Source organism: Acinetobacter sp. YH12132 (assembly GCF_013418645.1).
Lineage (GTDB): Bacteria > Pseudomonadota > Gammaproteobacteria > Pseudomonadales > Moraxellaceae > Acinetobacter > Acinetobacter indicus.
In genome coordinates, this window is record NZ_VPBR01000001.1 from 354,570 (window position 1) to 366,370 (window position 11,801).

13 protein-coding genes and 1 tRNA gene are annotated in these 11,801 nt (G+C 47.0%); 13 read left to right on the plus strand and 1 reads right to left on the minus strand.

All coding sequences use genetic code 11. The features are described from left to right. Positions 1–11: 11 nt before the first annotated feature. The 13 genes from FTU67_RS01635 (at position 12) to rnhB (ending at position 11,458) form a co-directional block, all read left to right on the plus strand. Complete coding sequence (locus tag FTU67_RS01635; protein ID WP_005176838.1) at positions 12–311, plus strand: YbdD/YjiX family protein; 300 nt, start codon at positions 12–14, stop codon at positions 309–311. 97 nt (positions 312–408) lie between these two features. Next, complete coding sequence (locus FTU67_RS01640) at positions 409–1,359, plus strand: MoxR family ATPase (RefSeq protein ID WP_005176839.1); 951 nt, start codon at positions 409–411, stop codon at positions 1,357–1,359. 2 nt (positions 1,360–1,361) lie between these two features. Next, the gene (locus FTU67_RS01645; RefSeq protein ID WP_005176842.1) at positions 1,362–2,273 is read left to right on the plus strand and encodes a DUF58 domain-containing protein; all 912 of its coding nucleotides are present in this window, start codon (positions 1,362–1,364) and stop codon (positions 2,271–2,273) included. Between the two features lie 2 nt (positions 2,274–2,275). After that, complete coding sequence (locus FTU67_RS01650; protein WP_168398839.1) at positions 2,276–4,285, plus strand: DUF3488 and transglutaminase-like domain-containing protein; 2,010 nt, start codon at positions 2,276–2,278, stop codon at positions 4,283–4,285. A gap of 31 nt (positions 4,286–4,316) precedes the next feature. After that, a tRNA-Val gene (locus tag FTU67_RS01655) sits at positions 4,317–4,393 on the plus strand. Between the two features lie 208 nt (positions 4,394–4,601). Next, entirely contained in the window at positions 4,602–5,030 is a 429-nt protein-coding gene (locus FTU67_RS01660) for an I78 family peptidase inhibitor (RefSeq protein WP_005176977.1), read from the plus strand. A gap of 208 nt (positions 5,031–5,238) precedes the next feature. Continuing rightward, positions 5,239–5,475, plus strand: coding sequence for a hypothetical protein (locus FTU67_RS01665; protein WP_180061330.1), 237 nt, complete (start codon positions 5,239–5,241; stop codon positions 5,473–5,475). A 344-nt stretch (positions 5,476–5,819) separates the two neighbouring features. Continuing rightward, positions 5,820–7,142, plus strand: a complete 1,323-nt coding sequence (locus FTU67_RS01670) for an NCS2 family permease (protein ID WP_180061331.1) — start codon at positions 5,820–5,822, stop codon at positions 7,140–7,142. 68 nt (positions 7,143–7,210) lie between these two features. After that, complete coding sequence (locus FTU67_RS01675; protein WP_168381847.1) at positions 7,211–8,209, plus strand: adenosine deaminase; 999 nt, start codon at positions 7,211–7,213, stop codon at positions 8,207–8,209. Positions 8,210–8,354: 145 nt separating this feature from the next. Further along, positions 8,355–9,113, plus strand: a complete 759-nt coding sequence (locus tag FTU67_RS01680; RefSeq protein ID WP_180061332.1) for a mannosyl-3-phosphoglycerate phosphatase — start codon at positions 8,355–8,357, stop codon at positions 9,111–9,113. Positions 9,114–9,126: 13 nt separating this feature from the next. Then, complete coding sequence (locus FTU67_RS01685; protein WP_180006831.1) at positions 9,127–10,338, plus strand: glycosyl transferase; 1,212 nt, start codon at positions 9,127–9,129, stop codon at positions 10,336–10,338. Between the two features lie 102 nt (positions 10,339–10,440). Then, positions 10,441–10,818 (plus strand): hypothetical protein, encoded by a 378-nt coding sequence (locus tag FTU67_RS01690; protein ID WP_005177001.1) that lies wholly within the window; start codon positions 10,441–10,443, stop codon positions 10,816–10,818. A 61-nt stretch (positions 10,819–10,879) separates the two neighbouring features. Then, positions 10,880–11,458 (plus strand): ribonuclease HII, encoded by a 579-nt coding sequence (gene rnhB / locus FTU67_RS01695; RefSeq protein ID WP_104500160.1) that lies wholly within the window; start codon positions 10,880–10,882, stop codon positions 11,456–11,458. 66 nt (positions 11,459–11,524) lie between these two features. On the opposite strand, the gene csrA is transcribed toward rnhB, so the two are convergent. Then, positions 11,525–11,779, minus strand: coding sequence for a carbon storage regulator CsrA (csrA, locus tag FTU67_RS01700; protein WP_016658388.1), 255 nt, complete (start codon positions 11,777–11,779; stop codon positions 11,525–11,527). Between the last annotated feature and the right edge of the window lie 22 nt (positions 11,780–11,801).

Below are 11,801 nucleotides of genomic sequence, written 5' to 3' on the forward strand. Positions count from 1 at the left end.
GGAGCGAGAAGATGAATCTGAAATTTGCTCGAGCGGGTAAAACGGTGATTTATAAAATCATCAAAATGACCGTGATGTCGCAGAAGGATTTAATCCTGAATCCTAAAAACTGGTCGCGGATTGCCACATTGTGGCAGCGTTTGCAGCAAAGTTTCCGGCTGATGGTGGGGGTGCCTGATTATCAGACCTATCTGGAGCACATGCGGCAGCATCATCCGGATCTGGAAGCAATGGATGCCAAAACCTTTTACCGGCACTGTGTCGATTCACGTTATCCATCTTCCGGAAACCTGAAGAAGTGTCCGTGTTAAAAGTCTAGAAATCATCTGATTTCTTTAGAAAAAAAACAAAACGGTGTATGTTAGGGCATACACCGTTTTTATTTGGGGAATGAAGGTGATTTGGGGCATGAAACAGGATAAGAAATCGGAACCAGTACACGATCAGGCGCAGCTCCAGAGCGAGCTGCAGCGCTATGCACCCAAAATCCAGCAGTTCCTTGAACAGGTTAATCAGATTGTTCTGGATAAACAGCAGCAGACCAAACTGGCACTGGTCTGTTTACTGGCCGGCGGCCATGTGCTGTTTGAAGATTTACCCGGCCTGGGCAAAACCACCTTATCCAGCAGTCTGGCGCATTTGGCCGGACTGAAATTTCAGCGGATTCAGTTTACCAATGACATGCTGGCCAGTGATGTAATTGGGGTGAACATGTTTAATCAGAAAGAACATCAGTTTGAGTTTAAGCAGGGCCCGATTTTTACCCAGATTTTACTGGCCGATGAAATTAACCGCTGTAGCCCGAAAACCCAGAGTGCCTTGCTGGAAGCGATGGAAGAGGGTAACGTCACGGTCGATGGTGTACGTTACGAACTGCCGCAACCATTTTGGGTCATTGCTACCCAGAATCCGCTGTTTCAAAGCGGAACCTATGCATTGCCTGAATCACAACTGGATCGCTTTTTAATGCGTTTATCACTGGGCTATCCATCGCGTTATGCAGAAAAACTATTGCTGCAGCAATCTTCCCGGCAGAGCCTGATTGCCAGTTTGCAGCATGTGTTTAGTGAAGATGAAATCCTGGAATTACAACAGCAGGTGCATCGGCTATATGTCAGTGACGCCGTGCAGGATTATATTCTGGATCTGGCCGAAGCCAGCCGTAAAAACCGGCATGGACTATCGACGCGCGGAGTACTGGCCCTGAAAAAAGCCGCCCAGGCACATGCGTTAATTGAACAGCGCAGTTTTGTCACTCCGGATGATGTACAAGCGGTTTTTGTGGCGGTGGTGGCACATCGTATTGGTTTAAGTGAGGGTGAAACCCAGCAGCTGCTGCAACAGGTGCAGGTCAGCTAAGTATGCTCGGGCAGAATTTTTGGCAGCACTGGCTGGAGAAACGTTTTCAATTCCAGCAGAAAAAACGCCTCACGCAAAAAGATGTGCTGGTATTTATTTATCAGCAGGGTTACTTATATCTGGTGCTTATCCTGATTACCTTTGTGGCCGGTATTAACTATGCCAATAACCTGATTCTGGGCTTCTGCTTTTTAATTAGCGCGATTTTATGTATCAGTTTTTATTTGACCTTTAAGCAGCTGCATGGCTTGCAGCTTGAGGTGGTGGCACAGCAGGTCGGGCAGGCCGGGGAAAATGTCCAGCTGCACCTGTTTTTTCAGCAGGATACGCCACAGCTGCGTTATCTGTGGATTCAGGTTGATCAGCAATTACATAAACTGGCGCTGAGTGAAGCCAAACAGCAGTATAGCTTAGCTTTTTATACTGCCCAGCGCGGCAAGTTTCATTATCCGGCCATCCAGTTATATTCGGTTTATCCCTTTGGTCTGGTACGTGCCTGGACCTATCTGTATTTCAATGACTTTGCCTGGATTGCACCGAAAGCGGCGCAGCACACCACTGAAAATAAACACAACCGGCACAATGAAGAACCTGATTTAGATGAATTCCGGGAGCTGCGCAGTTATCAGCTCGGAGATTCCTTGCAGGCAGTGTCCTGGAAACAGGTGGCGCGTGGCCAGGGCTTATACGTCAAGGTCTTTGAGCAATATCAGAATCAGCAGCAGCTTGAAATTGACTATGCGCAGATGCCCAGCACATCGCATGAAGAAAAACTCAGCCTAATGATGGGCCTAGTCGAGCAGTGTGAACAGCAGCAATGTGCCTATGCCCTGTATTTGCCGCAGGTAGAATTACCGGCCGCCTGTGGCGAGCAGCAATTGCTGCTCGCCAAACAACTGTTGGCGCAGGCATAAAGATGAATTCCAGTATCCGTATTTCGATTCTCTCAAGCCTGGGCCTGCTGTTACTGGCACAGCTGATCTATCTGCCTGTGCTGCTCAGTATAATTTTTATCATCATCCTGATTAGTCTGTATTTCAGTCTGCAGCCCGGGCGTCAGCCGATTGCCAAATACTGGACCTTTAGCCTGATTGCGCTGGCGCTGCTGAGTATTTATTTACAGTACCGCGCCTTTATTGGGGTAGAGGCCGGCGTGGCGGTGTTATCAACCTTTTTATTTGCCAAGGCCCTCGAAACCCGAACCCGGCGCGATGTGATTATCCTGTTCAATTTCGCGCTATTTGTCAGTGCCAGTTCCTTCCTGTTTAGCCAGTCAATCTGGATGGCCTTTATGGTCATTTTAAGCCTGCTCAGTTGTCTGATCGGGCTGTATCGCCTGCAAACCAGCGAATTTGAATATCAGGCTTCGGCTGTACAGGCCTTAAAACGCGATGCCCGCCATGTGGGGCGTTTTGTGCTGTATGCACTGCCATTTTTTGTCTTGCTGTTTATGTTTTTCCCGCGGCTACCGCCACTGTGGCATATTCCGATTCCGGAAAATAAAGGTATTACCGGAATTAGTGACAGCATGTCGCCGGGCGATATTGCCGAGCTGTCACAATCTAGCGCGCTGGCCTTTCGGATTATTGGCGATGTGCAGCAACTGCCACCACGGCATGAGCTGTATTGGCGGGCGATGGTGCTGGATGAATATGATGGCCAGCGCTGGCGTAGCAGCTTTGTTAACCAGCAGCCGTTAATGCGTAGCGATGTATTGCAGCCGGCGCATGCGCGTAGTTTTGATTATCAATATCTGGCGGCTGACCCGGGCGTGCGCTGGGTGATGGGGCTGGAGAAATCGGTACCGCTGGAGCGCCGTTATTATAGCCAGCAGGATTGGGGCATTGTACCGCGGCGTTTAACCCAGCGGGTCGAGCCGATTCCGTTGCGCTGGATCGGCGATATCCAGGCTCAGACCGTGAGTAATGCTCATCTGAATTTACGCATCAATACTCAATTTCCGGTACAGCAGGACTTGCAGGCACAGCAACTGGCCCAGCGTTTATTTTTGCACAGCGGACAAGATCCCGAGCGTTATGTGCAGCAGGTGCTGCGCTGGTATCGGGAAAATGGCTTTGTATATACCTTAACCCCGGGGCGATTAGGGCAACATCGTGTTGATGAGTTCCTGTTTCAGTCACGTCAAGGTTTTTGTGAACACTATGCTTCCAGTTTTGTGATGCTGATGCGCTATGTTGGAATTCCGGCGCGGGTGGTCACCGGTTATCAGGGCGGAGAGCTGGCCCCGGATGGTAAAAGCTGGGAAGTACGCCAGTTAGATGCGCATGCCTGGACCGAAGTGCTGTTAAACGGCAAATGGCAGCGTTTTGACCCCACAGCAATGATTAGTCCGCAGCGGGTTGAGCAGGGCATGCAAAACCTGATTGCGGAAGATCAGGCGGTATTGGGCGAGCGTGGCAGTGGCTGGACTTATCGGCATTATCATTTAATGAATAAACTGCGTATCTGGAGCGACTATGCCAGCTATCAATGGCAAAGCAAGGTGGTGGGCTATAATGCCGAGTCGCAGCGGGGCTGGCTAGCCAAACTGGGACTGCATTCCAGCTATGCCAATATCCTAATGCTGATACTGACCATTTTAGGTCTGCTGGGGCTATATATGGCCTGGTTGTATTATCAGCATCTTCGCCGGCAGCCAAAACTTGCCCGGCTGGTGCAGACATTTTCGAAGCCGTTACCGCCTGAATTACAGAAACAGCCTGCTGAAACCTTTAATATGTGGATGTCTCGTTTGGCGGCTCAGGCTGAGTCACAGCAGCATCATGTATTTAAGCAGACCGTGCAGTTATATGAGCAGATGCAGTATGCATCTGAACAGGTTTCTGAGGCAGATTTGAAAAAATTCAAAGCATTGCTGAATTCTTGTGCATCTGCATTGAAAAATCATAGAAAAGGCTTGTCATAAAATTTAAAAGTGAATATGATGCGTCACATATAGGCGTATAGCTCAGTTGGTTAGAGCGCTACGTTGACATCGTAGAGGTCTCCAGTTCGAGTCTGGATATGCCTACCAAATTTTAAAGGCTTATAAGTGAAACACTTATAAGCCTTTTTTTATCTCTGTAATTTCTCCATCCACCAATTTATCAGTAATAGCTCTATATAAGTCAAAGCTGTCCCTCATCAAGACTAACAAGAAGCTTTCTCCCTCTTTTGCAAAAAGACACAGCAGGTCCAGTAAAATTTGCTAGGCTAATATTTTTTATACAAGAATACTGCCCATGAAAAATATTGTTCTTTTTGCTGCGCTTGCAGCCTCGCTTATGGCCTGTAGCACCGTACAGCAACCCCCAGCACAGGTAGGACTTGCCAATCCGGCCAGTCAATATTGTATTGAACAGGGCGGCCGACTGGAAATTAAAGACGAACACAGTGGTCAGGTGGGCTATTGCCATTTGCCAGATGGCAGTATCGTTGAAGAATGGGCGCTGTTCCGTCAGCAGCCAGGCCAGTGTGTGGCAGAAGAAGCCAAAAAACTGATTGGGCAATCGGGCAGTTTGCCACAGAGCGAAATCAAGCAGCGGACCCAGGCCAAAATTGTTCGCAGCGTCCATCCTGGCCAGCCGGTCACCATGGATTATCGCGCTGACCGAGTCACAGTAACCATTGATCCGAACAGTAATAAAATTGTGCAAGCATCCTGCGGTTAAGGCTAAACAGTCCGCCCAGTGCGGACTTTTTTATGGGTGTCAGGAAATTGAAATTTCAATAGGTGAGGGTAGGAGTGAGTTAAAGGCCAATTAAATGCTTGAATTGTTAAAATTTGATTAATACACAAACTGAAAGTTGTGACATGGTTCACATATTGTTTATTTTTCTGTTAGTATAAATTAAATTTGTTTAATAATAGTAAAGAACATGAGGCAAATCCTGATCGTGACCTTTATTGTCATGGTTGTCCTGTTAATGGTCTGGGTGTTTCAGCAGGAACAACACCGCAGACAACAAGAAATGCAGAATATTGTGCAGGAGGCACGCGACTCTCTGCATCTGATTGAACAAGATCGGGCTTCACATCGTTCATCGCTGGATGATCACATGCGACAGATCGAACCCTCTATTGAGCGGGCTGGAAGTTTAGGCCAAAAATACTAATTCAGCATGAAATGCTCTGAATGAAAATTAAAGATAAATTTTAGAAACAATGAAAAATCAGTGTGATATAATTTACCCATTAGACAATTAAATTAGCGTATTTATTTTTTAAATAGTTGATTTAATTATGGTAAGTAAAGCTGCATAAAGTTATGCGGCTTTTTTGTTTAGAATTTATCTGATTTGAGCTGTTAAGGGCTCAAAGCATAATGGCTAAATAGACTTATCCTGTGCGTGTAACTTTTGGCATATCCGTTGCTTGGCAATGCTAGGGGTAGGGATGAATTTTCTCCGTACTTTCGCATCACTGTTGGGTATTTAAGTTTATTTACAAGGGCGAGGTCATGACGACTCCTAATCCATCTTCAGAAAATGTGCTTGAGCGCTTATTTAAGTTAAGCGAAAACAAGTCCAGTTTTCGTACTGAGGTTCTTGCTGGTGTAACCACATTCTTAACTATGTGTTACATCATTATTGTCAATCCAATGATTTTATCCGAAACCGGGATGGATCACGGGGCTGTCTTTGTTGCAACCTGTCTGGCAGCCGCAATTGGCTGTCTGGTGATGGGACTGATTGCCAACTATCCGATTGCGCTGGCACCGGGTATGGGCCTGAATGCCTATTTCACCTATTCGGTTTGTCTGGGCATGGGTGTGCCTTGGCAAACTGCGCTGGCTGCGGTGTTTGTATCCGGTCTGGTGTTTATTGCCATCAGCATGTTCAAAATTCGTGAAGCCATTGTCAATGCCATTCCAATGTCCCTGAAACTGGCCATTGGCGGCGGGATTGGTTTATTCCTGGCCTTAATTGCACTAAAAAACGCAGGCATTATTGTCGATAACCCGGCGACTTTGGTGGGTCTGGGTGACTTGAAACAGCCTTCAGTGCTGTTGGCCTTATTTGGCTTCCTGATGATTGTGGTGATGCACCAATTCAAGGTGCGTGGTGCAATTATCATCAGTATTCTGGTGTTAACGGCTATTTCTACGGCTTTGGGCTTAAGCGAATTTAAAGGTGTGGTCGGTGAAATCCCGTCTATCGCGCCAACGTTCATGCAAATGGACTTTGAAGGTCTGTTTACCGCCAGCCTGATCGGGGTGATTTTCGTCTTCTTCCTGGTCGATCTGTTTGACTCCACCGGTACCCTGGTCGGCGTTTCACACCGTGCGGGCCTGCTCAAAGATGGTAAATTGCCACGTTTGAAAAAAGCCTTATTTGCCGATTCATCTGCCATTGTAGCGGGTGCAGCACTGGGTACCTCTTCAACCACACCGTATATTGAATCGTCTGCCGGTGTTGCTGCGGGCGGGCGTACCGGTCTGACTGCGGTAGTGGTGGCGGTGCTGTTTGTACTGTGCTTATTCCTGGCGCCACTGGCCCAATCGGTACCGGGCTTTGCTACTGCACCTGCCTTGTTATTTGTGGGTGTGCTGATGATTCAGGGCATTGTACATATTGACTGGGAAGATATCACCGAAGCGGTTCCAGCCTTCCTGACCATCGTATTTATGCCATTTACCTACTCAATTGCAGACGGTATTGCCATGGGCTTTATCAGCTATGCGCTGATCAAGTTGTTGACCGGTAAAGCCTCATCTGTGCCGTATATGGTGTGGATTATTGCAGTATTGTGGGCATTAAAATTCGCGTTATTTGGCGGTTAATCCCCAGCAACCATTTTGAGGGTGTAAACTCGGTTTGCACCCTTTTTTTATTTTCATGAGGATGAGAGATGAATCAACTTGAGCTGATTCGCGCCTTACCCAAGGCAGAGTTGCATGTCCATATTGAAGGGACGTTTGAGCCGGAACTGATGTTTGCCATTGCGCAGCGTAATAATATTGCCATTCCATATCAGTCGGTCGAGGAAGTCAAAGAAGCCTATAACTTTCATAACCTGCAGTCATTTTTAGACATCTATTATGCCGGCGCCAATGTGCTGGTACATGAGCAGGACTTTTATGATCTGGCCTGGGCCTATTTTGAAAAGTGTGCAGAAGATCAGGTGGTACATACCGAAATGTTCTTCGATCCGCAAACCCATACTGACCGCGGGATTGCCTTTGCGACAGTAATTAACGGTTTGCAACGTGCCTGTGATGATGCACAAAGCAAACTGGGCATCAGTTCCCGTTTAATCATGTGTTTCTTGCGTCATCTTAGCGAAGAAGCAGCATTTGTAACGCTGGAACAGGCACTGCCGTATAAAGAACAGATTATTGCAGTCGGTCTGGATTCCAGCGAAGTGGGGCATCCGCCTGCTAAATTTGCCCGCGTTTTTGCCAAAGCCCGTGAATACGGTTTCTTGGTGGTGGCGCATGCCGGTGAAGAAGGTCCACCAGAATATATCTGGGAAGCACTGGACTTGCTGAAAGTGAATCGTATTGACCACGGCGTGCGTTCTGAAGAAGATCCGGCACTGATGCAGCGTCTGATTCAGGATGAAATGCCGCTTACGGTGTGCCCGCTCAGTAATTTAAAACTGTGCGTGGTGCAGGATATGCGGCAGCACAATATCCGCCGTTTGTTACAGCAGGGCGTGAAGGTGACGGTTAACTCGGATGATCCGTCGTATTTCGGCGGCTATATGAATGACAACTTTATTGCCATTACCGAAGCGTTAGATTTAAATGCAGATGAGTTAAAGCAACTGGCGATTAACTCTTTTGAAGCCTCGTTCCTGCCAGCAGCGCAGAAACAGGCCTGGATTGAAAAAATCCAGGCGTTATAAGCGCATCTAGCTTCATAAAATGATGAAAAAAATAGGCCTACTTCATGTAGGCCTGTTACTTTATTGTTATAAAAAAGTAAGTTAAACCAATATTAAGCTGAGAATCTTATAGGATTCTAAACAGATAAAGCCAATATAAGTACAGATGCCAAAATTTATAATTTTTACAGATTTAGATGGGACTTTATTAAATCATGATAATTACAGCTATGGGCAGAACACAGAGCTGATCCAGCGATTAATTCCGGATTCTCCGGTTATTTTATGTAGCAGTAAAACCGCAGCGGAAATCCGCCATTTGCAGCAACAACTTGGTTTAAGCGGCATGCCTTTTGTGGCTGAAAATGGAGCATATATTTATTTTAATGCGCAGCATGACTATCAAAGTCCCTTATCCAGTACTGACATTGCTGCACAGCTCCAGCAATTAAAAGCAGACTATGGCTTAAATTTTCAATGCTTTAGTGATTGTGATGCCGTACAGATTGCAGCGCTGACCGGTTTGGCGCTGGACGATGCAGCACGGGCTTTAGAACGTCCGTATAGCGAAGTCATTATCTGGAATCCGGACAGCCGAACCGAAGACGAAGCGATATTGTCGCAACATCTGGCCAGTAATTTGCATATGGTTCATGGTGGACGCTTTAGCCATATTTTAAGCCGTGACTGTGATAAATCGCTGGCGGTGAACTGGCTGAAACAGTTTTATCCGACGCAAATGGTGTGTATTGGGCTGGGGGATAGTGAAAATGATCTCGATATGCTGAAAGCCTGTCAGCATGCTGTGGTGGTCAAACGGCCGTATAAAGCAGCATTGGCATTAGAACACGATTCTGTGTACTTCACCCGGCAGCAGGCACCAGCGGGTTGGGCAGAAGGATTACAGTACTTTTTACAACAATAAACTGGAGAGGATGATGGTCGATTTTGCACAAGAAGGCATGATTACAACAATACATGATTTAAAACAGCGCCATCTACATGAATATGAACAGGAACTTCGCGAATTTACCAAGTCCAAACCGGTCACCTTAATTTTACCTTCCTTATATTCCGAGCTTGAACATCCGGCCTTAACCCAGATTGTCGAAGAGTTGAAAGGCGCTGATTATATCCAGCAGATTATTATCGGTCTGGATCAGGCCAATGCGGAGCAGTTTGCCCATGCGCGGGAATTCTTCTCGGTATTGCCGCAAAACCATGTAATTTTATGGAATGATGGGCCACGTTTGCAGCAGCTGCATCAGCAGTTAAATCAGTTAAATGTCGCGCCTTTGCAGCGTGGCAAAGGTCGTAATGTCTGGTATTGTGCCGGTTATGCCATGGCCGAAGGCAAGAGTCAGGTGGTGGCCATGCACGATTGCGATATTCGTACCTATAAGCGTGACATGCTGGCCCGACTGATTTATCCGATGGTACATCCACAATTCAGTTTCCAGTTTTCCAAAGGTTATTATGCGCGGGTGGCCGACCAGAAAATGAATGGCCGGGTATCACGTCTGCTGGTGTCACCTTTATTGCAGGCGCTGAAAAAAGTCTTCGGGCCGCTGGATTATCTGCTTTATCTTTCAGCCTTTCGTTATCCCTTGTCGGGGGAAATGGCAATTCATGTCGAAGCGTTACGTGACCTGAAGGTGTCGGGCGATTGGGGGCTGGAAATTGGCGTGCTGTCGGAAATTTACCGCAACTATTCCACCAAGCGTATTTGTCAGGTCGATATTGCCGATGATTATGAACATAAACATCAGGAAATCACCACCGCCAATGGGGATGGTGGCCTAAAACGGATGAGCCGGGATATCGCACTGGCATTTTTCCGTAAGCTGGCGGCGCTGGGGGTGCAGGTCAGTCTGGACAATATTCGGATTATCCGCGCGGCCTATTATCGTAATGCGCTGGATCTGATTGATCACTATTATTATGATGCCACCACCAATGGCCTGAACTATGACCGGCACAGCGAAGAAAATGTGGTGGAATTATTTGCTCAGAGTATTGTCGAGGCAGGGGAGCAGTTTATGAATTATCCGAACCAGCAGTCTTTTATTCCAAGCTGGAACCGGGTGCAATCGGCCTGTCCAACGGTATTTGCGGATATGAAGCAGGCAGTTGCCCTGGATAATGCTTAAATTTGCCATTTATTTGTGCATTGCGGTCAAAAAGATAAACCGAATCCGCGCTAAAGCCCTTAAAATAGGCCGGTAAAATGACGCAAAACTGAAGGAAAATACATGAAAAAGTTGGCTTATGTTTTAGCACCGCTGGCATTACTGTTAAGCGCATGTGCATCTACAGGCACCACTCAGCCTACAGCGGCAACAACGACCCAGCAATTGGGCGGCGCAGCACTGAAAATTGCGATTAATGCCAAATGTGTCACCGAGCTAAACAACATTCCGGCATGGCAAACGGCCACCAAAGTCATGACCAGCACCCAAAAGCAAAATATCCAGACTGAAATCTGTGGTTGTGTCAGCGAAAAAGCACCACAAAATGTGACTGCGGTAGACTTGGCGACAGCAGCGATTGACCCGGCAGCGCGTGCCACCATTGTGAGCAATGTTGTATCAAAAACCATTCATGCTTGTGTGCAAGAAGCAGTACAATAAGCGCAAGATGAAAGAAATAGGCTGACAGGTTCAGCCTATTTTATTGAAGGTAATAATGTCGATGAAAATTGCTGGTGTAGATGAAGCAGGGCGCGGGCCTCTGGTGGGAACCGTGGTGGCTGCGGCAGTCATTCTGGATCCAAACAATCCGATTGCGGGCTTGAATGATTCCAAGAAACTGAGTGAAAAGAAACGTGAAAAGTTATTCATTGAGATTCAGGAAAAAGCCTTGGCTTGGGCCATTGCTGAAGCCAGTCCGGCTGAAATTGACGAGCTGAATATTTTACAGGCCTCATTGCTGGCTATGCGCCGTGCGGTTGAAGCCTTGCAGGTCCAGCCCGATCAGGTCCTGGTCGATGGCAATAAAATTCCGCAAGGACTAAACATGCCGTGTGAAGCGGTGGTGGGTGGAGATGCCTTGCACGCCGAAATTTCCGCAGCCAGTATTCTGGCCAAAGTCACCCGTGACCGGCAGATGCTGGAACTGGACCAGAAGTTTCCACAGTTTGGTTTTGCCAAACATAAGGGCTATCCGACCAAAGCGCATTTTGAAGCAATAGCTTTGCATGGCGTGACTACAGAGCATCGCCGTAGTTTTGGACCTGTACGTAAAGCGCTGGCTTTGCTGGAGCAACAATAATTTTGAAGCGCTGAAAAAAACTTAAAGCGGCCGTAGAGCCGCTTTATAACAAGATAACTTTAAGTCTTAACGGTTAAAGTTATTTTGTGGGTAATTATCATCTTCATAAGAAGGCTGATAATCCTGATCGAGATGTTGCAAATGCTCATGCATGGCACGTTCATGTTGAATACGTTGATAAATTTCTTCACGATGAACAGACACTTCTTTTGGCGCATTCACACCAATACGCACCTGGTTGCCTTTGACACCAAGTACAGTAACACTGACTTGATCCCCAATCATTAATGTTTCTCCGACACGTCGGGTCAGAATCAGCATGTTTATCTCCTTGCAAAATGCT